This is a genomic window from Asaia bogorensis NBRC 16594 (genome assembly GCF_001547995.1).
In the GTDB taxonomy this organism is placed as follows: Bacteria; Pseudomonadota; Alphaproteobacteria; order Acetobacterales; family Acetobacteraceae; genus Asaia; species Asaia bogorensis.
On sequence record NZ_AP014690.1, the window covers coordinates 708485 to 733024 of the forward strand.

The following is a 24540-nucleotide window of genomic DNA, read 5'->3' on the forward strand; positions in this document are numbered from 1 at the left end:
TCTTGCCGATGTCATGACCGGGTACGCATCGTGACGCTTGGCCGTCAGATACGGACCCAGCGGCTCGTGCTGCAGCCCGTAAGCTGGCACGATATGCAGGACATGATTCGCCTCAAGACCAATGGCGCCTCATTCGGGCGTATGCTGGGGGGTGTCCGCTCGCTCCGGCAGGTTGAGGACGAAATGGCCGATGACCTCGCTTTCTGGGCAAAGCGCGGCATCGGTATTTTTACCATTCGCGAAAATAATCGCTTCGTGGGTATCACGGGGTTGCATGAGCGTCCGGACGGGCGCGGCCTGGGCCTGCGCTTCGCCCTGGTACCCGAGGCCGCCGGGCGTGGTATTGCGCGCGAGGCAGCGGGCGCTGCGCTGCGTTTTGCGCTGGATGCCGGCGTCGAACGCGTGGTGGGCGTCACCCGCGAGGACAACATGCCCTCACGCATCGTGCTGGGCAGTATCGGCATGCACCATGTGGAAAGCTTCGAGCGCGATGGTTATCTGATGCTCGTTTATGAAATCAGGCAGGACAAGCAACCTGCTTTGACCTAAGGGCGCTCCGTACGCAGTGCCTTGGCCCAGTCTGGCCGGCCATTTCTTTCTGCAGTTTGTGCCGCCTCTTCCCAGTCATAGGCGACTATATGGAAGCTGGCAGCCTAGTTGCCGTTTGCGCCGTGAAGTAGCGCGTAACGCGCGTGCGGAGAGACATTGCTGATCTGCTGAGGGAACGGTTCGTTATCCTCATAGCCAGGCAGGCCCGCGCTAGCGGGATTGAGTACCAGTCTCCCTTTTCCGAAGGCCACCTCGCGCTGGATATGGGGATGACCGCACAGGATGAGGCGGGCGACGATTTCTGCCCGCGTAGCGGGACGCAGGCCCCCGACCGCGACAGTTTCAAGGAAATAGGCGGTGTCGCTGATGGGGGTGCCATGAATGAGAAAAATATCGCTTTCCAGCCGAAGCGTTGCCGGAAGCCTCGTCATCCAGTCGAAATGATGAGGGGCGAGGGCCCGGCAGGTAAAGCAGTCGGGCGCTCCCATCTCATGAAATGATTGCGTGAGAAGCTGCCGCTCGTGATTGCCAGCTATGGCAGTCGGGGCGAGGGAGATCAGTCTTTCGGCTGTTTCGAAGGGCAGGCGCGGACCAGAGAAATGATCGCCCAGAATGACCGGCTGGTCGACGCTGTGCAGGGCGCAATCTGCCAGGACGGCATCAAGTGCCGTGTATGTCCGAAAGGGTGGTTATTTTCATGAAGCAGGTCTTTTCGTCGGGAGCGTCACAACTCCCGACGAAAAGGATGTGTCATCAGTGACGATGCGAGAGCTGACGCTCGAGTGCGCTGATCAGTGTAGCGACATTGCCGCCATTGCGGGCGAGATAGGAGCTGTAATCCTGACGCTGGGTCAGACGCAGGCTCGTTCCCTCGCCAATCATGTCGACAATCTTCATGCCGCCGTCATGGGCGATCAGAAGGCCCATATCGGCAACCGGCTGACCGGGGCGCATGATCTGGGCGCTGACGAGTTCACCGTTGGGGGTGTTGGTCTCGCCGGTCACCTTGAAGCTCACGCCGCGATAGTCACCGATCTTGTCCGTAACGGCATTGACCAGAACCTGATGGAATAGCTTCAAATACTGGGCCTGCTGATCAGGGGTGGCCGTGCGCCAGTAACGTCCCAGGCAGAACTTGCCGATGGTGGCGATGTCCACATTGCTTTGCAGCAGGGGCAGAACTTCGGCCTTCTTCTCAGCCAGGCCCTTGTCGCTGTTGATGATCCCGACGAGCTTGCTACCGAAAGCCGTCACGAAGCCCTGTGCATCTTCAGCATGGGCCGGTGTGGACAGGGCTGCGACGGAAACGAGCGCTGTGGTCAGAACGCCAAGCGCTGCGCGACGAGAGAAAGAGATGCAGGTTTTGAACATGTCGGGAGGTCCTTAATTGTACCAGTCCGGCACGGTCGCCCGGTGGTCGTTGCGGAGCGAGTCAACCTGGCTGGCGCGGTTCTGCTGCCAGGCGCTACGAATAAACGCGTACGGATCGAGTGAATCCTGCTCGACCTGATCGATCTCGTCAATATGAGACGAGAATCCGCCCAGCACGCCAGCGACGTTATAGGCCCAGTTGAAGGTCAGCAGGCCATAGCCGCGTGGCACGTAGTTGATGGGCGACAGGCCCTGAGCGATGGCGTAACCGCCAGCATCGCGCAGCGTGTTGGGGCCGAGGCCCGGCAGGAAGAGATAGGGGCCGCTCGGTACGCCCCATGTCGCCAGCGTCAGACCCGGATCGCTGTCATGATGCGGATAGCCCAGCGATGTTGCAACGTCGATAAACCCGGCAGCGCCAAGTGTCATGTTGATGACATAACGCATGAAGTCATCACCAGCGCGGCGTGGCTTGCCGGCGCCGACATCACTGAAAAAGACCGTTGGCATGTACCATGTCTGGTTCAGGTTATCGATCGAGTTGCGGATCGGCTTAGGTACCGCCCAGGCCCAGGCCTTGCCCACCGGACGCAGCGCGTGATGATAGGCCCACATCTGGATGCCATACATCTTGCGGTTGACCGGCTCGTAGGGGTCGTTGGCTTCCTTGTAGTCCGCCAGCGCCTCGGGATCTTTCGGCGGCGGGTTGCGCCAGCTTGCGCAGGCACTCAGGGAGAGAAGGGCGCTCAGCCCGATGAGAACACGGCCGCCCTTGCGCTGCTCGCGCCGTCTCTTACGGCTTGAATCGGCAGTTCCGGCTGTTGGCCGGTTATCGGAATCACCTAGCGGTGCGGTCATCGCAATCCCCAAGTCGTGTCAGCGCGCTCGGTCGCGCCACATACTGCGCACCTGCTCACGATCGTTTATCCGGAGCCGTCACTCAACTCCGGTCCTGTTACCTCATCGCGTCCTCCACAATTCAGCAGGAAACGTTCTCTCCGACGGGGAGAGAATGTCCGTGCTGTCTCGCGACAGACGCAGCATCGTGGTTTTCTAGCACGATGTCTGTCAGACGCCAGACCGTAGATGCCAACTCATGCCGTATGCGTAGCGTTTGAGGTGGGCTGCGGTTGAGGAAAATGAACTTTATATACTTTGACACAGATCATTTCTCCGACCAGTGTGGCGGCGAATCAACAGATGGAAGCACCTTGTCCATGAAAGCATTAGTGAAGAGCGCCGTATGTCTGGTGGCGCTTGCGGGGATAATGGACGGTGCGGCGCAGGCTGCGCCAGCTGTGACGGTCCAGCCCTGGGGCAAGACTCCTGCCGGTGAGGATGTCAAAATCATCACCCTGACCAACGATCATGCGATGACGGTCCGTGTCATCACCTATGGCGGCATCATCCAGTCTGTGGAAGCACCGGACCGTGCAGGTCATGTGCAGGATCTGGTCCTGGGCTTCGGCACGCTTGAGGGCTACACGAAGGACTCGGCTGAGGGCGGCCTGTTTTTCGGGGCCATGATCGGCCGTTACGCCAATCGTCTGGCTCATGGCACCTTCACCATTGATGGCAAGAGCTATCATACGGATCTGACCGACCCGCCAAACGCCCTGCATGGTGGAAAAATCGGTTTCGACAAGCATGTCTGGACGCTGGTGGACACGAAAAAGAACGCCAAGGGTGCTTCGGTCACGCTGCGCCTTGTCAGCCCCAATGGCGATCAGGGTTTCCCCGGCACGCTCACGACCAGCGTGACGTACACGCTGGATGAAAACAACGCGCTCAGCCTGCACTATCAGGCGACAACCGATGCGCCGACCGTGCTGAACCTGACCAATCATTCCTACTGGAACCTGAATGGCGAGGGTTCGGGCTCGATCGAGAACGAGGTCATGCAGATCAACGCCGAGCGTTATACCCCGACCGACGGCACCTCGATCCCGACGGGCGAGCTGGCCACAGTGGCGGGAACGCCGCTTGATTTCCGCAAGCCCATGCGGATCGGTGATCATCTGCGCAGCGACTTTGCTCAGATGCTGATTGCTCGTGGCTATGACCATAACTGGATTGTCGATGGTGCCTACGGCAAAGCCCCGCGGCCTGCTGCGGTGATTTTCGATCCGGCCTCGGGTCGCACGCTCGAGGTCTCGACCAACCAGCCGGGATTGCAGGTCTACACCTCCAATTCGCTAACCGGGAAATATGCCGGTATCTCCCATCGGGCCTATCGTCAGACCGACGCGCTGGCCCTTGAAGCCGAGCATTATCCCGACAGCCCGAACCATCCGTCCTTCCCGACCACGGAACTCCGTCCGGGGCAGAAGTTCGACTACACGACCATCTTCAAGCTCGGAACCCGCTAAGCTTCCTGCGGCCCGACCCGAAAGAACCCTGCATGTCTCCGGGCGTGCGGGGTTTTTTTACGCCTGGTGCTACGGCCACAGGGCTTGGGAGGCACGGCGTTCACGGTCTCAGGAGCCCTGATCTGGTCCCGTCATGCCGTGGGTACGTCGCTATGCGTCATGCCGGTGGCGTCGATGGAAGCCGTATTCATGTTCGCCATGCAGGTCGCGCCGTGTGATGAACAGGCCACGATTGGCCGCAAGATGCAGCACCGTCAGACGCGCGCCTGAACGGCCTGTCTGCGGGTCGATCACGCTGGCCACCCGATGTTTGACCTCGAGTTCCAGAGGCCGCTCGAATTCCACTGCCAGCCGGTGACTGCGTCATGTCATGGCCAGTTCCGTCTCGCCATGGGCGCGCCCGTAGCTAAGCGACATCGCATCCTTCTGAACAATCTGGTGGGCAGCACCGCTCAGCATAAGAACTCCTGCCACCGCAGCCGCAGCATGGCCGATCCGGCAAAACTGGGCGTGGGTCAGCAGAGGCAGGACCCACTGTGTCACCTTGATAGCGGCCAGCGCTGCGACACCAACGCAAACCCCAGCCAGAAAGACCCCGCGATCAAACAGGCCGAACTGCGCGTAAAGCACCAGCTTGATGGCATGAAGCAGCACCTCATTGGCTGCGCGCGTGGCAATCAGTGCCTGCTTCTGCAGGCCCAGCTTCTGGTAGAACCGGTTGAAAAGGAGGCCTGTCGCACCGGTGAATCCGGAAACGAACCCTGCCGCGAACCCTATGGCAGGCAGGTAGCGCCACTGGCGCTGATCGGTCTCTACGGGCGGGCTGCGGCGAAGGAGCAGAAAGACATTGCCGCTCAGAAACAGGCCGAGAACGAGCTCAAGATAAACCGGTGGCATGAGCCGCAGGCAGAACACGCCCAGTGCGGCAGCTGGCAGGGCGGCCGGGGTAAAAAACAGAACAACCCGCCAGTTGATGACTTGCCAGAAGGTGACGATGCGCCCGACCGTGCTGCACATGGTGCCGATGGAGAGTGCTGCCGGAATTTTGGGTGTGGCCAGCACAAGGCCCAGCACGGGCATGATCACGAGGCCAGCGCCCCCGCCTGCAACGGAGGAGATCGTGAAGGCAGCACAGGAGAGGCAGAAAAGGAGCAGAAAAACCATCATGGCCGGGAAACCGCTTCCGCAAGGCGCACCGGCAAGCAGCATATGCCGGGCTCATGAGGGTCTTTTCTATATGAGAATTACTCTCAACAAATTATCAAATCATGTCGGGGAGGACCGCCTGTGTCGTATCGCTTGCAACTCGACGTGAGAGGGGCAGGGTATGACGCAGGCAGGGGCTACAATTTGCGGTCGCGCTTGATCCGGTCCCACGCCGCGTTGATGCGGGCGACGCGATCACCGGCCTTGGCCAGGGCATCGGGACTGAGGTTTTTCTGACCCAGAACATCGGGGTGATGCTCCCTGATCAGCACACGCCAGCGCGTCCTGACTTCCTGATCCGTGGCGCTACGCGTGAGACCCAGTTCGACATAGGCATCATTCTCGTTGCTGGCCGAACCGGAACGACCCGTCTCGGCCCTGTCCCACGCCCCGGGCGGCAGGCCAAAAGCCGCATGGACCTTTTTCAGGAAAGCCGTTTCAGCAGGATGCAGATCGGCGCCGGGGGGAAGATCCGCCCGAGCGATGACGAAGAGCGCCATCAGCAGTTGCTCAAGCGGGGCGCGGTCCTTGGTAAAGCCCTTGCCGAGTTCGCGGGCATACATCTCGAAATCATCCGTGCGGTCACGGGCCCGATCAAACAACATGCCCACTTCACGCATGTTATCGGCCGGGAACTGGAAGAGCGAGCGAAAGGCCCTGATCTCGGCCTTGTTCACCGGACCATCGATTTTGGCCATCTTGGCGCAGAGGGCGACCAGACCTATGGCATAAAGCTGATCGGTCTTGCCAAGCAGGGTGGACATCTTGGCGGCGGCCATGAAAGCGGCCCCATTGGGATCAGGCTGTCCCTTGGTGCGCCAGTGCTCGTGCCATCCCCCGGTTGGTGTTTCAAGCAGCGAGCCGCGATCGGCCGCATGGCCCAGCGCCGCACCCATGAGCGCGCCCATCGGTCCGCCAACAGCGAAACCGGCCACGCCACCGAACATCTTTCCCCAGAATGCCATTCACTACCGGTAGCATGAGCACAGGGGAGAGTTCAAACAGTGGCGGGGCGATCCTTGGCCGGAGCCGTGTCGTCAGCCGGTTGCGCCTGAGGCGAGAGGCGAGGAAGGCTACGCGATAGGGACGAAGTGAGCGTTGTGAGGTCATAGGGTTTGGACAGCACGACGACAGACGGATCGCCCTCGACGGCATGGACATCACCTGTGGCGAAAACGACCCCGATATCCGGCCTCAGCAGGCGCGCCTGCGCAGCCAGATCCTTCCCGGAGAGGCCCGGGAGGTTCACATCTGTCAGCAACACATCAACCGGCATGGTTTGCAGCACGATAAGGGCTTCGTCGTAATCGGCGGCCTCAACGGTCAGGAAGCCCGATTCCTTGAGCATTTCCGAGGTAGCCTGACGGATCAGACGGTCATCCTCAACCAGAAGTACCGTCACGCAAAGCGTGCGGGCCGGGGCGTTGCCCATTCCGACGGACTCCGCCCCGGAAATGAGGGCCGCCTGTCCGGCGCTGGCAGACGAGGCTTCCGATGGGTCCGGCTGGCGCGGCGCTGTTGCCTGCACGCGTTGCTGGCGATTGGCCAGAACATGGCGGAATTTCCGCGCCAGCGCGTCGCGCGTATAGGGCTTGGAAAGCAGCTCTACCCCGGCATCCAGGCGGCCGCCATGCACGATTGAGTTCTCGGTATAGCCCGAGGTGAAAAGCACAGCGATGTCCGGCAGGCGCTCCTTGGCGCGACGGGCCAGTTCCGGGCTCTTGAGGGTTCCGGGCATGACCACGTCGGTGAACAGGATATCGATGGGCATACCGCTTTCGATCACCACCAGCGCATTGGCGGCATCGGTGGCCTTGAGAACCTGATAGCCGAGGTCGGAAAGCATCTCGACCACGGTGGCCCGCACTTCGTCGTCATCCTCCACTACCAGCACGGTCTCGCTGCCGCCGGTGACGGGGGCCATGTGATGTTCGATCTCGACATCCTCGGCGTCCATCGCACGGGGCAGATAGAGCTTGATGGTCGTGCCTTCGCCCGGCTCGGAGTAGATGTTGATGTGGCCGCCAGACTGCTTGACGAAGCCATAGACCATCGAGAGGCCAAGCCCGGAGCCCTTGCCTTCTGCCTTCGTCGAGAAGAACGGCTCAAACACCTTGGCGAGAATGTCGGGTGTCATACCCGTGCCGGTATCGCTGACGGCCAGAAGCACATATTGCCCGGCCTTGACCTCGTCATGCTGACGAACATAGGCGTCATCGAGATGGGTGTTGCCGAGTTCGATCGTCAGCTTGCCCTGTCCCTCCATCGCATCGCGGGCATTGATGGCGAGATTCAGAAGGGCATTTTCGATCTGTGCCGGATCGATGAACGTGTTCCACAGACCAGCCGAAACGATGGTCTCGATCTCGATCCCCTCACCAATTGCACGGCGCAGCATTTCATCCATGCCACGCACGAAGCGGGTCACATTCACGATCTTGGGTTCGAGTGCCTGACGGCGGCCGAAGGCAAGAAGCTGGCTGGCCAGACGTGAACCACGCTGCACGCCGCCCATTGCGCTGCTGACGTGACGCTCGGCCCGGCTGTTGCCCATCACATATTTGCCGAGCAGTTGCAGATTGCCGCTGATCACCTGAAGCAGGTTGTTGAAATCATGCGCCACGCCGCCAGTCAGTTTGCCGATGGATTCCATTTTCTGCGCCTGAGCCAGTCGGGTCTCGGCCTGACGTCGCTCCGTGATCTCCTCGATCACGCGGTTTTCGAGCGTCTCGTTCAGCTTGCGCAGCTGTTCTTCGGCCCTCTGGCGATGGCGTACCTGACGGGACAGGTCTTCCGCGTGATCGCGCAATGCAGCTTCTGCGGCGCGTTGATGGGTGATGTCGGTATGAACCCCCACCCATTCGGTGATTTCGCCTGAGTCATCGAGGATGGGCAGGGCGCGTATGGCAAAATTGCGCCACTGCCCGTCGCGGTTGCGCACGCGATGCTCATGCACGAACATGCTGCGCGACGACACGGAGGCGTTCCATGCGACAACCGAGGCGGCGGTGTCGTCCGGATGAACGGCATTGGCCCAGCCAAAGCCCTGATATTCCTCGCTTGTCTGGCCTGTCAGCGCAGCCCAGCCCGGCTGCTCGCCCGTCATGCGGCCATCGGCGCTGTTGGTCCACAGCACACCATGAACGGCTTCCATCGCGGTGCGGAAACGCCTGTCGCTCGCGGCGACCTCGGCGATACGCCGTGCCCGGTCCTCGATATCGATGCCGAGGATATGCACGCCGTGCACGACCCCATCATCGTCGATATGCGGCACGTAGCGGAACTCTGTATGACGCTCTGTGCCGTCCTGATGAGGCAGGAGAGTCTCAGCGGTGAGAGACCGGCCCGAGAGCGCGGCTTCCAGATCGGGGCGCCTGTCTTCATAGACGCGCGCCCCCAGGACCTCGATGACGGGACAGTTGACGATGCGCTCAAGCGGCAGGCCAAGCCAGGATTCATAAGCGGCATTGGCAAAGCGATAGACATGCGCCTGATCGACATAGGAAACGAGCATGGGCGTCGCATCGGTGACGCGCCGTAATTCCGCTTCGCTTGAGGCCAGACGCTTCTCAGCGTGAACGCGCTCGGTATTGTTGACGATGGTGCACAAGACGCCGCCAGGCGCTTCGCCCGTTTCATAGACCGGCGTGAAATAGAAATCGAGAATCAGCGTTTCGATCTGATCCTGCCGGTTGAGCCTGATCTTGCGATTCTGAAAACTTGCGGCTTCCCCGCGCAATCCGGCTTCGAGAACGGGTCTTGTCCACGCATCGAGTTCGGGGAAGGCTTTTGCGAGCGGCGTTCCAAGTGCGCAGGGGTGGCGGTCGCCTGCGATGAGACTGAAGGCGTCGTTGTAGAACAGGATCTGCTCGGGCCCCCAAAGCAGCATCTTGGCCACGGGGGAATTGACGATATTGGTAATCGTTGCCCGTAGCGGATCAGACCATCGGCATGTTGGGCCAACGGCATGCTGCGCCCAGTCCAGCCCACGGATCAGCGCACCGCATTGACCACCAGCAGGCGGAAAGGCGACTCCCTCCCGCTTGGCGGAAGTGGCCATTTTCTCACGCAGCAGGGTCAGGCCAGCTTCGATCATGGCGCGCTCACTCGCGAAGCTGCCACGCGTGATCTCGGCTTCGATGAAGGCTTCGAGGCTGTCAGGAGAGATGGCAGTGCCAGATGGGCAAGACGTCATGGATCGATGAAGCCCCAGCATCACGAAGGTGAGCATTATGATGTTGTCGTTAAATATCGACAACGATCGTCATTGGCTAGAGGTTTGCTCACGGTCAGGTGAGAGGCGTTGCAACAATCGTGGGAGCGCCTGAATCCTCACTGGCAGCCGCCTATGCAGAGACTTGCAGTGATGGTCCTGCATCCCGCAAAGTGTAAAAGAGATAATTACTCGAGCAGATCGCTCTGTGCCTGATATCGGAGACAACTCACTTGCCCGCGCATTGCGTATTCTACCTCAACGAGAGAGACGTTTCGGTACTTACCTGCGTGGGGTTCGGCTCTTTTCCTGCCTATTCCGGGTCCGGCGACTTCACCAACCGTCCCGCGGCGGCCAGCAACAGGAACAACGGTCCTCTCCCAACGGGGCTTTACCATATCCTCGATCGGCAGTGCGGAGGTCGACTGGGTGTCGTCAGGGATCATGTCGGTGATTTCTTCGCAGGTACCCATCGTCAGGACTGGTTTGCCCTCTACCGTGATGACGGCATCATAGACGATCAGACATCGATAGACGGCATCAGGCGCGGGGCTTTCCGGCTGCATCCTGTTGGGTTCTGGGGGATCAGCAAGGGATGCATTACATTGCCTGAAACCCATGATTTCTATCGCCTGCGTGAATTCCTGCTCGCTCAATCGCCGGCCTATGTGAACGGGATGCGGTCTTACGGGACGCTGGACGTCAGATGAAAGCGCTTGTCACCCTGCCAGTCGCCATTCTGATCTATCTCGCTCTGGGTAATGCCACGCATCACTATTTTGCCTGGTCGGGTCGAAGCTGGAAGATTCTGTCACCCGTTTTTTACGTCAATGACGCTCTTGCCCTGGGTCTGAGTCAGGCCAGTATCATCATGACGACCATGATGCTTGTCAGCCTCATTCTGGCCTATGTCATCGTGACAGGGCTGCGTGCGTTGATGAGCCGCCGCAAGGCCTGAATTCCGCAGGATACAGCAGGCAGTGTTCGCAGTCGTGACAATTCGGGACGCCTTGAGCGTTACCGGATTGCGCTCAGGAACTGCGTAGAGAGGCCAGACAGGCTACCCGTAATGCCGAGGCGAGCGGGCGTTCCGGCGGGCGGGTTGCATCGATACTGGCGATCAGGGACGCCAGCGAATTGCCAGCACTCATTTCCTCCAGCACGGCCCAGAATTCAGGCTCCAGAGCGATGCTGGTGCGGTGGCGCGACAACGTGAAGCTGCGTTTGACAAGATCACTCATTGTCTTCGTTACCCAGCAACTCGGCTCGTGCCCATTCTGCCGCCTCAGCTACCATCGGGTTCTCGTCCCCGGTCAGGGTTTCGATCAGGGCCAGATGGTCAGTGTTGCGCGAATTCCCGAGCGCAATCAGAACATTGCGCACAAAGCGGTTGCGGCCGATGCGCTTGATAGGCGAGCCGGAGAAAAAGCTGCGAAATCCGGCATCGTCCAGACGGGCCAGATCGTCCAGCCGGGGCGCCATCAGATCGGCACGGGGCTGGAGCTTCATATGGCGCGAGGTCGCGGCAAAACGGTTCCACGGGCAGGCATTCAGGCAGTCGTCGCAGCCATAGATGCGATTGTCCATGGACTTGCGAAATTCGACTGGAATTGGCCCGTCATGCTCGATGGTGAGATAGGCGATGCAGCGTCGCGCATCGAGCGCATAAGGGCGCGGAAAAGCGTCGGTGGGGCAGGCGGTCAGGCAGCGCGTACAACTGCCGCATGACCCGGCGCGTGGTGGTGACGGGGTGAGGTCGAGTGTGGTGTAGATTTCACCCAGAAGCAGCCATGACCCATGATCGCGCGAGACGACATTGGTATGTTTGCCCTGCCAGCCAAGCTGGGCCTGCTCGGCCAGAGGCTTTTCCATAACCGGCGCCGTATCGACAAACACCTTCACCTGTGTGCCATCGCCACCGACATCCTGACGGACCACGAATTGCGCCAGATGCTTGAGCATGCCCTTGAGCACATCATGATAATCGCGATGGCGGGCATAGACCGAGATCGTGCCGGTATCGGGTTGGTCCAGAGTTTCGGCGGGATCGGCTTTTGGTGCGTAAGACAGGCCGAGTGAGATCACGCTGCGGACCTCGGGCCAAAGGGCCTTGGGGTCGCCACGCTGGTCGATGCGCTGTTCCATCCAGCTCATGGTGCCGTGGCGCCCGTCTTCCACGAACTGGCGCAGCCGCGTGCGGGCTTCTTCGGGCAGGGTGGCGTCACAGAACCCGATCGCATCGAAGCCGAGATGCCGCGCATGGTCGGCGATGCGGTCTTCGATGCTCTTGCTCATGGGGCAGAGGGCGTCATGGGACGGGTGGCCAGTCCGGCTGGGGAAATTCGTCCTGCGTCCAGTCTCCCGCGGCCCAGCCGGCACGCAGGGCAAGCGCTTTCTGCGGCAGAGTGCCGTCCACGATGGCCGCGCGTATCTCACGCATCAGGCGCTGGTAATAGGCGAGATTATGCCAGGTCAGCAGCATCGGGCCGAGAATTTCATTGGCGCGGAAGAGATGATGCAGATAGGCGCGGCTATGGCGCGAGCAGGCCAGACAATCGCAGTCCGGGCTGATCGGGCGATTATCCTCGGCATGGCGGGCATTGCGCAGATTGAGCGTGCCGCGCTCGGTATAGGCGCGCGCCGTGCGGCCTGCACGTGTGGGCATGACGCAATCGAACATGTCCACACCGCGTTCCACACCGCCCAGTAGATCATCGGGGGTGCCCACGCCCATCAGATAGCGTGCATGGTCCTGCGGCAGGAGCGGGGTGGTGAAATCGAGCGTCGAGAACATGAGTTCCTGACCTTCACCCACCGCCAGACCGCCAATGGCATAACCCTCAAAACCAATATCGGTCAGCGCCTTGGCCGAGCGGGCACGCAGATCGCGTTCCGTGCCACCCTGCACAATGCCGAACTGGCCATAGCCGGGGCGCTGCACGAAGGCCTCGCGCGAGCGCGCTGCCCAGCGCATGGATAATTCCATGGAGGATTCGAGGCGCTCCGGCGTGGCGGGCAGGGCGGGGCATTCATCGAAGCACATTGTGATGGTGGCATCTAGCGCGTGCTGGATGTCGGTGCTGCTTTCCGGCGTCAGGCGATGCTTCGAGCCATCGATATGCGAGTTGAACGTCACCCCGTCCTGATCGAGCTTGCGCAGCGCGCCGAGCGACATGACCTGAAACCCGCCTGAATCGGTCAGGATCGGGCCAGACCAGTCCATCATGCGATGCAGGCCGCCCATCTTGCGCACGCGCTCGGCGCCGGGGCGCAGCATGAGGTGGTAGGTATTGCCCAGAATGATACCCGCACCCGTCGAGCGCACGGCATCCATGGTCATGGCCTTGACCGTGCCCACCGTACCGACCGGCATGAAGGTAGGCGTCGGGATCGTGCCATGGGCGGTATGCAGATGGCCTGCACGCGCCTGACCGCAACAGGCCTCGGCCTTCCACTGCATTTTCGTGGCGGATTCGGTCATGGGGCGCGGTCCAGCAAGCAGGCATCTCCGTAGGAATAAAAGCGAAAGCCATTGGCAATCGCGTGACGATAGGCCTCGCGCATGGTCTCGGTTCCGGCCAGGGCACAGACGAGCATGAACAGGGTCGAGCGCGGCAAATGGAAATTGGTCATCAGCCGATCAACCGCTCGGAAACGATAGCCCGGCTTGATGAATATGGAGGTCTCCCCCTCCCAGGGGAGAACGATGCCCTGCTCATCGGCGGCGCTCTCAAGCAGACGCAGGCTGGTCGTGCCGACGGCCACGATTTTCCGGCCGCTGGCGCGGGTGTCGTTGATTAGCTGTGCCGTCTGGGCGTCGATGCGGCCCCATTCGGCGTGCATCTTGTGGGTGGCAATTTCGTCACGCACGGGCAGGAAGGTGCCCGCTCCCACATGCAGGGTGAGGGTGTGGCGCTTTACGCCGCGCGCATCGAGGGCGGCCAGGACCTCGGGCGTGAAATGCAGCCCTGCCGTGGGTGCCGCAACGGCGCCCTTGTAGCGCTCGAAAATCGTGGCGTAGTCGCTGTCATCCTGCGCCGTCGGGCCGGTAGGGCGGTCGATATAAGGCGGCAGGGCAAGAACGCCAGCGCGTTTGAGGAAGTCGTCAAAGGCCTCGCCCTCGGCGGAAAAGCGCATGGAGATTGCCCCATCGCCTTCATTCTCGACCACTTCAGCGGTTACGGGATCCGTGCCGAAATGCAGTGTGTCGCCCGGCTTCAGCTTGCGGGCGTTTTTCGCCAGCGCATGCCAACTGCCATCGCTCAGAATACGATCGAGCGTGATCCCGATTTTGGCTTCACCGCGTCGTGCCGCGAGCTGGGCACGGATGACCGCCGTGTCATTGGCAATCAGCAGATCGCCGGGTTCGAGCAGGCTGGGCAGATCGCTGATACGCGTCTCGGCCAAAGGCTGACCGGCAGCAACACGCAACAGGCGGGCGCTGTCACGCGGGCGGGCGGGTTCCAGAGCGATATTCTCGCGCGGAAGATCGAAATCGAAATCGGATATCTGCATGGGCGGCTTCGTTTAGGCCAGATCCGGCCTGAAATGCCAGTGCAAATAATCCTTTCCATTCCCCGCCGGCGCATGTGTCGTCAGGGAAGAACCGGCTGCGTGGAGCGGCAGGCACCGGTCGTGATTTGCGGTTGAAGCCGCTCGTCGGGGTGTGTGTGATCGCTCCGGGGCAAGCCGGCACTCTCAGCCTCGGCCTGATGGCCAGGACAAAGCTTGAGGTGGTCGATCAGCCAGCGCCCCGCCGGGCCGGGCGGCTCGGCGGTTGGGTAGACAGCGGTCATGGGCATGGCCGAGCCGCCGGGGATGAAGCCGTCAATATCGAGTTCGACAAGCCTGCCGGAGTCCAGATCGGCCCTGATGCTGTGGACCGGCATGCCGCCCCAGCCAAGCCCGCCAAGCAGGAAGTGATGCTTGGCGTAGAGATCGGCCAGATGCCAGGTCGAGGGTGAGAAAATGCCACGCTCGCGCCCGGCGGAAAGGGAGGTACGATCCGTCAGCACAAGCTGCACATGCCGGGCGAGTTCCTCACGTGGAATGGGACCTTCGTGACGGGCCAGGGGGTGCTCGGCCGAGGCCACCATCATGAAACGGATATCGCCCAGAACTTCCGAGGAGAGCGCGTCAGGCAGATCGGGGAGGGGGCCTGCAATGCCGATACGGGCCCTTGAATCGAGGATCGGCTCGAACACGCCTCCAAGCGCCTCGACATAAAGGCGCAGCGGCGTGTGGGGAAAGGTCTCGCGAAAGCCACGTGCCACGCGTGTCATGCGATCCATGGGAAAGAACACATCGACCACGACCGATAATTCCGGCTCGATCCCCGATGACATGCCGTAAGCGCGCGCCTTCATGTGGTCTACGCCCAGTACGATGCCGCGTGCATCCGCTAGAAGGGTCTCGCCTGCCTTTGTGAGCTGCGGGTAGCGCCCCATACGGTCAAAAAGCGCGACACCCATCTGGGATTCCAGCGTGGCGATCATCTCGCTTATGGCGGGTTGCGACCGGCGGAAGCGTCGGGCTGCGGCGGAAAAGCTGCCATCATCGGCGGCGGCAATGAAAACGCGTAGCTGATCGAGCGAGATACGGTCGAGCATTGCGCCTCTTCCCTAACTGATTATCCATAACCTGAAGCGATACTATCTATCGGAATATATCAAGTGTCCAGATGGATCAACATATGGGACGGTGCGCTCCTCACGGCAGCTGGTGAGGCTCGATACGGGCCGCCCGTCGCCTTATCGACGCTGTATTCAGGAGCGTAGCCCATGAAGATTCTTCATATCGATTCCAGCATTCTTGGTGACAACTCGGCCAGCCGGGTCCTGACGGCCGAGACGATTTCGCATCTGAAGGCGTCGCATCCCGGCGCTGAAATCACCTATCATGATCTGGCTGCGCACCCGATCCCGGTGCTCAGCGCCGGTCATGTTGCAGCGCGGTTCGGCGCTGAGGTGACCGATGAGACGATTCAGGCCGATCTGGCGCGTGGCAATGCTCATGTGGATGAGCTGTTTGCCGCCGATGTGATCGTCATTGCCGTGCCGATGTACAACTTCACCGTCCCGGCCCAGCTCAAGAACTGGATCGATCGTGTCGTGGTGGCAGGCAAGACGTTCAGCTATGGCGAGAACGGTCCCGCCGGCCTTGTGCCGCAGGGCAAGAAGGTCGTGCTGATCTCGACGCGCGGCGGCAATTACACACCGGGCAACCCGGCTGCCGTCATGGATCATCAGGAGCCCTATATGAGCGCGGTCCTGGGCTTTCTGGGCCTGAAAGACATCACCTGGATCCGTGCCGAAGGTCTGAGCCGCGGGCCGGAAGCTCGTGAGGCCGCCTTTAAGGCCGCCCGGGCCGAGATCGCCGCCCTCTCTCTCTGATCAGTCAACCCTCACGCAAGGATCATCGGTTGTGAACAAGTCTTTCCTCGCCGGTCTCACGCTCGTTACCTCCCTGGCGGCATTGCCGCAGGCTCATGCCCAGAAGGGCGGGACCCCCGACCCCAAGGCCGTGCAGGCCGGCACCTATGCGGTCGAGCCCTATCATACGCAGGTCGGCTTTACGCTGTTGCATATGGGGTTCACCAATTTCTCGGGGTTTTTCTCGCAGGCATCGGGGTCGCTCACGCTCGATCCGGCCCATATCGACGCGGCGAAGCTTGATGTGACCCTGCCGATCGCCTCGGTCCAGACCACGGTGGCCAAGCTGGATGGTGAACTCAAGGGCGCGGACTGGTTCGATGCCGATAAGTTCCCGACGGCGCATTTCGTTTCGACGCATATCGTACGCAATGGCGCAGGCATGGCGAGCATCAGCGGTGATCTCACCCTGCATGGCGTCACGCGTCCTGTCACCTTCAAGGCGAAGCTGATCGGTAGTGGCGTCAACCCGCTCGACAAGAAGGATACGGTCGGGTTTGAAGGCAATGCGACCATCTCGCGTAGCGCCTTCGGTGTGTCGCGCTACGTCCCGCTGGTGGGCGATGCCGTAACCCTGCACATCGCTGCGGCTTTCGAGCGCCAGTCCTGAGCGGGGCATAATGCCCCTCGGTCAGGCCCGGTACCCATGCCGGATAACGCGCCTGACAAGGGCCCGGGACATCCGGGCCCTTTGGAGTGGATCGGTGCCGATCCCCGATCGGACGGCATGACGCCGGCATGGGTCAGGTCAGTTGGGTAAAAAGAAGATGACTCGTCGCGACGCACCGCTAAGCACAAGCCGCCCCGCAGACGGGGCGGGGCCCATGCGGCGCTATGACCCGGTTGCCGTAACGCTTCACTGGGTCATGGCTCTTGGTATCCTCACGCTGATCGGCATCGGGCTGGTCATGGTCCATGCCACGCTCGGCCCATCCAGACTGTTTGCCCTGTATCAGCTGCATAAATCGATTGGCATCACGATCCTGATCGCCGCCTGTCTGCGCCTGATGTGGCGGTTCGTTCGCCCGCCACCGCCTCTACCCCCGGATATGGCGCCGGGCGAGAGGCGTCTTGCAGGGCTGGCCCATCTTGCCCTGTATGCCGAGATGGTCGGGCTGCCGCTTACGGGCTGGGCTGTTGTGTCGAGTTCGGTGTTTGCCATCCCGACCGTCTTGTTTGGCGTCATCCCCTGGCCGGATCTGCCATGGCTCTCATCACTGCCTGACAAGAAGCCGGTCGAGGCTGTTTTCTCGGCGATCCATGCCTATGGGGCCTATCTGCTGATTGCGCTCATTGTGCTGCATGGGTTTGCGGCCCTGCGCCACCATTTCGTACTGCATGATGAGGTGCTTGCCCGCATGCTGCCGAATTTTCTGCGGAGATCCCGTCGATGAATGTTCAGTTTCGCGCCTTGCCTGTGCGGCAGATGATTGCCCTGTTTTCATTTCTTGTGCCCATGGCGGGGGCGACGCTCGCCAGTGCGCAGGATATCACCGGCCCCTCTGCGAAGGGGCTGCCCACAAGCTGGGTGGTGGACAAGGCGCATAGCCGGTTCGGTTTTACCGGAACCCAGACCGGGACGCCGTTTGCGGGAAGTTTCACGCAGTATGAGCCCCAGATCGCGCTCGACCCTGCCCACCCTGAGACAGGGCAGATCGACATGACAATCGATCTGGCCAGTGCACAAACCGGCGATAGGCAACGTGACACGGCCCTGCCCGGATCGGACTGGTTCGACACAGCGACGTTCCCGAAAGCCCATTTTGTATCGAACGCAATCCGCCGTGTTCAGGGCGATCAGTATCAGGCCAGCGGCACACTCACCCTGCGCGGTGTCACGCAACCCGTGACGCTGGACTTCACCCTGGAGGTCACAGGGGAGACCGCCCATGCGAAAGGCCATGTCGATCTGCTGCGCAGTCGCTTCGGCGTGGGGCAGGGGCCGTGGTCAACAGGGCAGTGGGTGGCGCTCGAGGTGTCGGTGGTTTTCGATCTGACAGCGCATCGCGCGGGCTGATGTCGCGGTACCTCTAAACGGGTTGCTGCTGCCCGCGTCAGACGCGATGTCCTTCCCGCTAGGTCAGCGTGGAAAACCACCCCCGTATCGGGGGGTGGAGTGATGGCTGTTTTCCGCTAGATTGGCGGAACGTTTCTTACGGAGGTAAACCATGTCCTATGCTGCTCTCGATGCCGCGCGTGTCGCCAAGGCGTCCAAATCCGCCCTCACTGCGCTGGGTCAGGTGAAGGAACAGTCCGAAACCCATGTCCGCAAGACGATCATGGTCGAGCGTATCGAAGCGCTGGCCAGCGCCGCTGCCGAGACCAGCCTGCCGGGTGGTGGGCTTGTGACCCTTACCTCGGAAGAGTTCTGGCTGATCAGCAAGAACTGGTAAGGCACGCCTCACGGGTCAGGGCGTGGTCGATAATGGCCAGTGCCCGGACGTGTGGTCGTGATCCGAGAGAAGGGTAACGCCTTACCCCTGATAGGAAGCGATTTCGATCAGGTTCCTGTCAGGATCATGAATATAGACAGACGTGATGGGCCCAAGGGCGCCGATACGGGTAACAGGTCCCTCAATGACGGCCACACCGCATTTATCCAGATGACGGATGATGTTTTCCGAGTCGATGGCGGTGGTGAAGCACAGATCGCTGACACCCGGGGCAGCGGATTCCGCTGTCGTCCAGCCTTCTGAATCGATAGGGCGCAGGTTGATCTTCTGGCCACCGAAGCTCAGGGAGACACGGTTATTGCGACCGTATTCCTCGATTTCCATCCCAAGGACACGCTGATACCAGTTGGCGGAGAGTGCACGGTCACGAACCGTAAGAACGATATGGTCTAGACGATCAACAGTGAAGCGCATGAAGGATCGAACCTCGGCTGGCGGGGGCGTATATCAAGCACTATCAGTGTTCCGGGCCGTCTGACTAGAGACAGCATCGGGGTCACGGGGCAGAAACCGGGCCAGTGTTGTTGCAATGCGCGGCGCAATCACCAGCAGAGACAGAAAGCGCGCCACCTGCATGGCCATGACGAAGGGCATGTTGATGGGTGTCGAGGCTGCGATAATGGCAATCGAGTCAGCGCCGCCGGGGCTCGTCGCCAGATAGGCGCTCAGCACATCCACATGGGCAATATGGGCAAGGGGCCAGGAGAGCAGGGCGCAACCGCCAATCAGGATGAGCGTCGAAAGCGTGACAGCGGGCAGGGTGCGCCAGACATGGTGCATGACATCGCGGGTGAAGCGTCGCCCGACCATCCAGCCAATCACCATATAGCTCGGGACGAGCAGGAAATGGGGCAGGGCGTAATGCACGCCGAAACCAGCCTGAAAGATAACCCCGCCCGCCATGCTCAGCAGCAAAGGCGCGGCACCATGACGGACGAAACGCGCCAGCAGAACCGCGCAGGCAATGACGGCGAGGCAGGGCCACAGCGTTGCGGCTTCATGGCCGATCAGGTGAAGGGCTGTTTCCGGCATCCCGGCCTGACTGGTCAGGCTGGCGTGAGAGGTGCTGGCATCATGCGGCATAGGGCGGTGCGAACCGGTGATATGGGCAATGATCGATGTGGTGAGCGTTACCAGCAACACGCGCAGATACACCATGAAGGCCACAAGCCTCTGATCGGCACCGTAGGCCTCGCAAAGCAGCAGCATGGCCGTGGCAGCCCCCGGAGAGGCACCCCACAGGGCCGTACTGCCGGGCATGACGCGCAAGCGCGCCAGCACCCAGCCGAGGGCAAAGCTCATGACGATGACCGAGAACACCCCGCCCAGGAAGATACTCCATTGCGACAGGATCTCGCGCAGAACGCCAAGGGTCAGGCTATGCGCCATGAGCTGCCCGATGACCGCCTGAGCGACAACAGGCAGCGTGCGGTGCAACGGGATGACACGGCCCGAAACGGCCACAGCAATGGCCGCGACCATCGCGCCGATCAGCAGGGCAGCAGGCAGGCCCAGCAGGGTGAGCCCGCCACCCAGCAAAGCGGAAAGGGCAATCAGCCCCAGCCAGAGCGACGCCCTATCTTTCATGCGTCGAACGCGATCTCGTCGCTGCGTGTGACCTGGCACAGGCGCGGAAAGACATGGGTTACCGCCATGCTGTGCAGATCGGCATTGAGCGAGGTGCAGGCATCCTCGGGCACGACCACATCATAGTCGAGTTCCCAGGCGTGACGCAGGGTCGATTCCACGCCAAAATTCGTGGCGATACCGGCCAGAATGATCGTCCGGATGCCCCGGCGGCGGAGTTGCAGATCCAGATCGGTTCCTGTGAAGGCGCCCCATTGCTTCTTGAGCACGACAAGATCATCGGGCTGCTGGAGGTCCGGGGCAAAGTCGCTCCAGTCTGCGGGTAGGGGGCTGGAGGAGGCGAGAGGCTTATCCACGTTTTGGGGCGGCGCATCGGCAAAATCCGGGGCGAAGCCGACATGCACCAGAATGACCGGGGCACCGGCCTGACGGGCCTGCTCCGCAAGTTTCATGTTGCGCGACAGAACCTCTTGGCCCGTATGGGGGGTGACGGGCATACTTAATATGCCTTTCTGAAGATCGATCAGCACGAGCGCCGTTGTCTTGGGATCGAGAGCAAGCATGGGAGAACCCTTCTCTGATGGAAACGTCACCCGCTACTTATGCGAGGGAATCCTCGCATAAGTCAAACGCAATTGCGCCCAAGAGGCAGCGCGGGCGCGAGAGAGTGGCGCGTATCCTTGATGCTGCCGGGGCGGTTTTTGCCGAAAAAGGGGTCGATGGGACGACCATGACCGAGATCGCCGCGCGCTCGGGCACGGCCATCGGGTCGCTCTACCGGTTCTTTCCCACCAAGGAGAGTATTGCCGCGACGCTTCTTGAGCGGTTCATCCATGACCGCCTTGCCGTGCTCGACCGGCTTGGCGAGACCGTCCGGCCCGGAGCGGGGGAAGAACTGGCCCGTGCGCTGCTCGATGTCTGGCTGGATAAGCGCGAAGAGCGCGATTACACGACACTGCTTCTGGCAGCCCGACCCGACGCCGAGCACCACACGGCGCAGTGGCGTGCCCAGTTCCAGGGCCGCGTGGTGCGTATTCTGGAGAAGGCAGAACCCGAAGCGCAAGCCAGCGCCCCTGCACGTGGTGTCGTGCTGCTGCACCTCCTCAAACTCGCCCCTCAACTGGTCAGGAGCGAGGCCGACAAGGATGTCAGGATGGAAATGGAAAAGCTCGTTCTGGGGCTTGTGAACGCGGCTTGAAGGACAAGCCGGGTTTGCCGCCGTGCCGGCCAAAACGACTGGGAAACAAAAGGACGCCGCGAGGGCGCCCTTTTGGGGGTGGTGTCGTCAGAGTGCGGTAGCCGCGTTCAGTGAGGGCGCTTGCGGAAGGCGTCGAGACTGACAACCTGGCCATCCTCGCTGGCCGCCCGATGGGTGGCTTCGGCCTCCTCGGGCTCGGCCTCGGGTTCTTCGGTTTCAGCGGCCATTTCGCCCGGTGCAACCGTGAAGCGCAGGGCCATACGGATATGCGGGTCGGCGAAGGCCGTGATGGCGGCGAACGGAATGACCAGAACGCTGCCGATCCCCCCGAAGGAGAGGCCGACGGATACCGTCATGGCATCGCGATCTACCTTGAGATCCCAGAACTGGTGTTGCAGCACGATTGTCATGTCATGCGGGTATTGAGCACGCAGACGATCGGGAATGATGACGCCCGGATAATCGGTCAGAAAGGTGAGATAGAAATGATGCTCGCCCGGCAGCCCTTCGGCGCCCGCGTAATCGAGAGCACGCAGCATGACTTCGCGATAGGCGTCTTCAACCCACTCATCGTAAGGCAGCAGGCTTTCTGGCAGTTCGTGATCCATGCCGTCACCCTGATCATCATTCATTCTGGAAGATCCATCTTGCGAAAACTGATCACGCAGGGATGCGACGTTTCATGCGGGATGGCAAGGCCTTGCGGGGAGACGTGGTATTTCACCCATGCTCAGGCTGAACCCGCCCCGACTGCATGGTGTGGCCCTGTCGCATCATAGGACGCTTCCTGCGGGAGCGCGCGACACCCGAAAGCCCGAACGACGACAGCTCAGGCAAAGCTGGCCTCGGGATTTGCCGTGTGGAATTCATATTGGTTTGAAAAGTGGGAGGGCTTCTGTTGCCCGGTGCCCTCCCGAACCGCGCTTATCGCTTATGCAGCGACAGCGAGCACCTTTGTGTTATCATTGGCACTTGTGATTTAGCCCGATAACGGCGGTACAATGCCGGGCAAAAGATAAGTCTTTACCACGCACGTCGAGCCTGTTTCGTCCCCTAACTTTCCGTCGGGCAAAGCCCTCGGGAAGGAATGGTGGAGACGCCGGGCACTGCCCCCGGGTCCGTAACGATTATTCCACTTACCGTTTATCGCCATAGCCAAGGGCAAGCCCTCCGGCACCGATGCATATAGGGTGTTGCTGTGCGCCCGGCAAGGGGTGGTTTGCCGCCGCATTCCGCGCGTCACACCAAGCCGGTTGAATCGTGATGAACCATGAGTGCCCGTTTCCTGATGGCGCCTGATATGTAGGGGTGTCGGAAGCGGACAAATTGTCTCGCAAGGCGAAGTGCTGGTGTCTAAGCCGGTATTCCTGTGGTAAGCCTCGGCCTATGCCACTGACACCAGAACAACGCGCCGAGATCGACGCCTCCCGCCTTACGCCCTCTCAGACGAGCCGGCCGACCGTGCCTGCCCTAGAGGCGATTCTCTTCAATCCGATCGAGCTGCTCGACCATGGTTTCGTTCGTGTGGTCGATTACATGGGCGATGATGGCGCGGTGGTACAGGCTGCGCGCGTGTCCTATGGGCGCGGCACCAAGAAGGTGTCCGAGGATACCGGGTTGATCCGGTATCTGATGCGTCATCGTCATTCGACGCCGTTCGAGATGTGCGAGATCAAGTTCCACGTGAAGCTGCCGGTATTCGTGGCGCGCCAGTGGATTCGCCATCGTATGGCGAACGTGAACGAATATTCGGCGCGTTATTCAATTCTCGACCGCGAGTTCTATCTGCCCGATCCCGAGCAGGTTTCGGCCCAGAGCGTTTCCAACCGTCAGGGTCGTGCCGAGGCGCTTTCGCCCGACAAGGCCGCCGAGGTGCTGGACCTGCTGCGTCAGGACGCCTCGCGCTGCTACGACAATTACGAGACGATGCTCGACCCCGAGGGCTATGGTCTGGCGCGTGAGCTTGCGCGCATGAACCTCACGCTCAACACCTACACGCAGTGGTACTGGAAGATCGACCTCCACAATCTGCTGCACTTCCTGAGCCTGCGTGCTGACAGCCACGCGCAGTATGAGATCCGGGTCTATGCCGAGGCGATGCTCGATATCCTGCGTGCCTGGGTGCCCATCACGGCATCGGCCTTCGAGGACTACCGACTGGGTGCGTTCACCTTCTCGGCAGGCATGATTGCCGTGCTGCAGCGCCAGCTGGCCGGTGAGACTGTGACACAGGCCGATTCAGGGCTGAGCAAGCGCGAATGGGACGAAATGCAGGCCGTTCTGGTGAAGGGCTGACCCGGTGAATGATCTGCATCGCATCATGAAGGACGGGGTGCCTGACCCCGATCCGCCGCGCAAACTCCCCTCGATCATGCCCTGGGCAATCGTTGCGCTTGTTCTGGTGCTGATCTCGCTTGGCATTAGGCTGTTCTGGCCCATTCCCGCCGCTGAGAAACTGCCGCTCTGCGATCCTTCTGCAAAGGCGCAGACGGCTTGTGTGCGTACCAATCCCGTACCGGCGCCAGCGGGTAGCCCGACGCACTGAGTTTATTCCGGCCACCGGGCTACGCGCCTGCCGATGGCTGGACAATCTCATGATCCCTGCGCGGAATGAACGTCCCACTCTGACTGCGTCGGCACGGCGTCAATCAGGAATTGAGCCCCATCCAGCCGGGATGACGATGCTCGATCCAGGCGAGAAGTCTGCCGCTCCATCGACGCAGAAGAGGGATATCTTCCGCCAGCAGAAAAAAGCCCAGAGGCAACATCCAGACGCCAAGGACGGGCAGGAAAGCCAGGCAGCCACCGACCATGAAGAGAAGCCCCGCCGGTATACGGATCCAGATCCGGGACGGCGCGAGCAGCCAGCGCACGGTTTTGGCGAGGCGTGCGGGTAACCGGTCGATCAGCAGCCCGAGCCGACGTTGCCGCTCGGCTTCATCGCGCTCGGCCTTGCTCTTCTGGCCTTCAGAATGAACGGTGTCATGGGCGGAGGCTGGGTTCGTGGAAGCAGGGTCTCTGGTCATGGTTTTCATTACTGCTCAAGGGTGGCGTGCGACGATCCCCCTATGTGACGCTGTCGGAAAAGTGAGGGATTCCGCAGAGGGTCTGACCGAAACCCCGAAGCCTGCTGCTGGTTCTGCATCCAAACCGGAAAACAATA

At 61.1% G+C, this 24540-nt stretch carries 28 protein-coding genes, 1 other RNA gene and 1 pseudogene; 12 read left to right on the plus strand and 18 right to left on the minus strand.

The genetic code is table 11. The features are described 5' to 3' along the window. The first annotated feature begins 30 nt into the window (after positions 1-30). Positions 31-549, plus strand: a complete 519-nt coding sequence (locus tag Asbog_RS03120; RefSeq protein WP_062164057.1) for a GNAT family N-acetyltransferase — start codon at positions 31-33, stop codon at positions 547-549. Between the two features lie 104 nt (positions 550-653). Here Asbog_RS03120 and Asbog_RS03125 read toward each other — a convergent pair. The 3 genes and pseudogenes from Asbog_RS03125 to Asbog_RS03135 all read right to left on the minus strand — a co-directional run. Then, a pseudogene (locus Asbog_RS03125) lies at positions 654-1208 on the minus strand (metallophosphoesterase family protein); the annotation flags it as partial. 94 nt (positions 1209-1302) lie between these two features. After that, positions 1303-1920, minus strand: coding sequence for an MlaC/ttg2D family ABC transporter substrate-binding protein (locus tag Asbog_RS03130; protein ID WP_062164058.1), 618 nt, complete (start codon positions 1918-1920; stop codon positions 1303-1305). Between the two features lie 12 nt (positions 1921-1932). Next, the gene (locus Asbog_RS03135; protein ID WP_023979098.1) at positions 1933-2778 is read right to left on the minus strand and encodes an MlaA family lipoprotein; all 846 of its coding nucleotides are present in this window, start codon (positions 2776-2778) and stop codon (positions 1933-1935) included. 359 nt (positions 2779-3137) lie between these two features. Here Asbog_RS03135 and Asbog_RS03140 point away from each other — a divergent pair, with 359 nt between their 5' ends. After that, on the plus strand, positions 3138-4289 hold the full coding sequence (locus Asbog_RS03140) for an aldose epimerase family protein (protein WP_062165684.1): 1152 nt from the start codon (positions 3138-3140) through the stop codon (positions 4287-4289). A gap of 150 nt (positions 4290-4439) precedes the next feature. On the opposite strand, the gene Asbog_RS03145 is transcribed toward Asbog_RS03140, so the two are convergent. From Asbog_RS03145 to Asbog_RS03160, 4 genes are all read right to left on the minus strand, one after another. Next, a complete protein-coding gene (locus Asbog_RS03145; protein WP_062164059.1) occupies positions 4440-4634 on the minus strand; it encodes a hypothetical protein in 195 nt (64 codons plus the stop codon). An 18-nt stretch (positions 4635-4652) separates the two neighbouring features. Next, the gene (locus tag Asbog_RS03150) at positions 4653-5498 is read right to left on the minus strand and encodes a sulfite exporter TauE/SafE family protein (protein ID WP_062164060.1); all 846 of its coding nucleotides are present in this window, start codon (positions 5496-5498) and stop codon (positions 4653-4655) included. A gap of 134 nt (positions 5499-5632) precedes the next feature. Further along, a complete protein-coding gene (locus tag Asbog_RS03155) occupies positions 5633-6460 on the minus strand; it encodes a TerB family tellurite resistance protein (protein ID WP_062164061.1) in 828 nt (275 codons plus the stop codon). A gap of 32 nt (positions 6461-6492) precedes the next feature. Next, entirely contained in the window at positions 6493-9690 is a 3198-nt protein-coding gene (locus Asbog_RS03160) for a hybrid sensor histidine kinase/response regulator (protein ID WP_197669052.1), read from the minus strand. Between the two features lie 251 nt (positions 9691-9941). On the opposite strand from Asbog_RS03160, the gene Asbog_RS03165 reads away from it, so the two are divergent. Together Asbog_RS03165 and Asbog_RS03170 are read left to right on the plus strand one after the other, a co-directional pair. Then, on the plus strand, positions 9942-10418 hold the full coding sequence (locus Asbog_RS03165) for a DUF2778 domain-containing protein (protein ID WP_062164062.1): 477 nt from the start codon (positions 9942-9944) through the stop codon (positions 10416-10418). Continuing rightward, positions 10415-10666 (plus strand): hypothetical protein, encoded by a 252-nt coding sequence (locus Asbog_RS03170; protein WP_062164063.1) that lies wholly within the window; start codon positions 10415-10417, stop codon positions 10664-10666. Before Asbog_RS03165 ends, Asbog_RS03170 begins: the two co-directional genes overlap by 4 nt. A 73-nt stretch (positions 10667-10739) precedes the next feature. Here the strand turns inward: Asbog_RS03170 and Asbog_RS03175 are convergent, their stop codons facing one another. The 5 genes from Asbog_RS03175 to Asbog_RS03195 all read right to left on the minus strand — a co-directional run bounded on the left by Asbog_RS03175 (position 10740) and on the right by Asbog_RS03195 (position 15317). Next, complete coding sequence (locus Asbog_RS03175) at positions 10740-10949, minus strand: ribbon-helix-helix domain-containing protein (protein WP_062164064.1); 210 nt, start codon at positions 10947-10949, stop codon at positions 10740-10742. After that, a complete protein-coding gene (gene queG, locus Asbog_RS03180; RefSeq protein ID WP_062164065.1) occupies positions 10942-12003 on the minus strand; it encodes a tRNA epoxyqueuosine(34) reductase QueG in 1062 nt (353 codons plus the stop codon). The genes Asbog_RS03175 and queG overlap by 8 nt, the downstream gene beginning before the upstream one ends. Before the next feature lie 13 nt (positions 12004-12016). Beyond that, a complete protein-coding gene (tgt, locus tag Asbog_RS03185) occupies positions 12017-13189 on the minus strand; it encodes a tRNA guanosine(34) transglycosylase Tgt (RefSeq protein WP_062164066.1) in 1173 nt (390 codons plus the stop codon). Then, positions 13186-14223: a tRNA preQ1(34) S-adenosylmethionine ribosyltransferase-isomerase QueA gene (gene queA, locus Asbog_RS03190; RefSeq protein WP_062164067.1), complete on the minus strand. Its 1038-nt coding sequence runs from the start codon at positions 14221-14223 to the stop codon at positions 13186-13188. Before queA ends, tgt begins: the two co-directional genes overlap by 4 nt. Positions 14224-14303: 80 nt before the next feature. Then, the gene (locus Asbog_RS03195; RefSeq protein WP_083510687.1) at positions 14304-15317 is read right to left on the minus strand and encodes a LysR family transcriptional regulator; all 1014 of its coding nucleotides are present in this window, start codon (positions 15315-15317) and stop codon (positions 14304-14306) included. A gap of 171 nt (positions 15318-15488) precedes the next feature. Here Asbog_RS03195 and Asbog_RS03200 point away from each other — a divergent pair, with 171 nt between their 5' ends. From Asbog_RS03200 to Asbog_RS03220, 5 genes are all read left to right on the plus strand, one after another. After that, on the plus strand, positions 15489-16100 hold the full coding sequence (locus Asbog_RS03200; RefSeq protein ID WP_062164068.1) for an FMN-dependent NADH-azoreductase: 612 nt from the start codon (positions 15489-15491) through the stop codon (positions 16098-16100). Between the two features lie 31 nt (positions 16101-16131). Beyond that, positions 16132-16749 (plus strand): YceI family protein, encoded by a 618-nt coding sequence (locus Asbog_RS03205; RefSeq protein WP_062164069.1) that lies wholly within the window; start codon positions 16132-16134, stop codon positions 16747-16749. Between the two features lie 157 nt (positions 16750-16906). Beyond that, the gene (locus tag Asbog_RS03210; protein WP_062164070.1) at positions 16907-17533 is read left to right on the plus strand and encodes a cytochrome b; all 627 of its coding nucleotides are present in this window, start codon (positions 16907-16909) and stop codon (positions 17531-17533) included. Beyond that, the gene (locus tag Asbog_RS03215) at positions 17530-18156 is read left to right on the plus strand and encodes a YceI family protein (protein ID WP_231944647.1); all 627 of its coding nucleotides are present in this window, start codon (positions 17530-17532) and stop codon (positions 18154-18156) included. The genes Asbog_RS03210 and Asbog_RS03215 overlap by 4 nt, the downstream gene beginning before the upstream one ends. Positions 18157-18307: 151 nt before the next feature. After that, positions 18308-18532 carry a hypothetical protein gene (locus Asbog_RS03220; protein WP_023979083.1) on the plus strand — a complete coding sequence of 75 codons (225 nt, stop codon included), beginning with the start codon at positions 18308-18310 and terminating at the stop codon, positions 18530-18532. A gap of 81 nt (positions 18533-18613) precedes the next feature. Here the strand turns inward: Asbog_RS03220 and Asbog_RS03225 are convergent, their stop codons facing one another. The 3 genes from Asbog_RS03225 to Asbog_RS03235 are packed head-to-tail and all read right to left on the minus strand — an operon-like array spanning position 18614 to position 20742. Beyond that, positions 18614-19006 (minus strand): VOC family protein, encoded by a 393-nt coding sequence (locus Asbog_RS03225; protein ID WP_062164071.1) that lies wholly within the window; start codon positions 19004-19006, stop codon positions 18614-18616. 33 nt (positions 19007-19039) lie between these two features. Continuing rightward, a complete protein-coding gene (locus tag Asbog_RS03230; protein ID WP_062164072.1) occupies positions 19040-20179 on the minus strand; it encodes an AbrB family transcriptional regulator in 1140 nt (379 codons plus the stop codon). Then, the gene (locus Asbog_RS03235; RefSeq protein ID WP_062164073.1) at positions 20176-20742 is read right to left on the minus strand and encodes a hydrolase; all 567 of its coding nucleotides are present in this window, start codon (positions 20740-20742) and stop codon (positions 20176-20178) included. The genes Asbog_RS03230 and Asbog_RS03235 overlap by 4 nt, the downstream gene beginning before the upstream one ends. A gap of 104 nt (positions 20743-20846) precedes the next feature. Between Asbog_RS03235 and Asbog_RS03240 the strand changes: the two genes are divergently transcribed. Next, positions 20847-21377 carry a TetR/AcrR family transcriptional regulator gene (locus Asbog_RS03240; RefSeq protein WP_231944648.1) on the plus strand — a complete coding sequence of 177 codons (531 nt, stop codon included), beginning with the start codon at positions 20847-20849 and terminating at the stop codon, positions 21375-21377. Positions 21378-21484: 107 nt separating this feature from the next. On the opposite strand, the gene Asbog_RS03245 is transcribed toward Asbog_RS03240, so the two are convergent. Continuing rightward, the gene (locus Asbog_RS03245; protein WP_062164075.1) at positions 21485-22009 is read right to left on the minus strand and encodes an SspB family protein; all 525 of its coding nucleotides are present in this window, start codon (positions 22007-22009) and stop codon (positions 21485-21487) included. Positions 22010-22259: 250 nt separating this feature from the next. Continuing rightward, positions 22260-22592, minus strand: a transfer-messenger RNA (tmRNA) gene (gene ssrA / locus Asbog_RS03250). Positions 22593-22763: 171 nt separating this feature from the next. On the opposite strand from ssrA, the gene thyX reads away from it, so the two are divergent. Both thyX and Asbog_RS03260 read left to right on the plus strand, forming a co-directional pair. After that, positions 22764-23672: an FAD-dependent thymidylate synthase gene (gene thyX, locus Asbog_RS03255; protein WP_062164076.1), complete on the plus strand. Its 909-nt coding sequence runs from the start codon at positions 22764-22766 to the stop codon at positions 23670-23672. A gap of 4 nt (positions 23673-23676) precedes the next feature. Next, a complete protein-coding gene (locus Asbog_RS03260) occupies positions 23677-23922 on the plus strand; it encodes a hypothetical protein (RefSeq protein WP_062164077.1) in 246 nt (81 codons plus the stop codon). Positions 23923-24025: 103 nt separating this feature from the next. On the opposite strand, the gene Asbog_RS03265 is transcribed toward Asbog_RS03260, so the two are convergent. Further along, positions 24026-24403: a hypothetical protein gene (locus Asbog_RS03265; protein ID WP_062164078.1), complete on the minus strand. Its 378-nt coding sequence runs from the start codon at positions 24401-24403 to the stop codon at positions 24026-24028. Positions 24404-24540 lie beyond the last annotated feature (137 nt).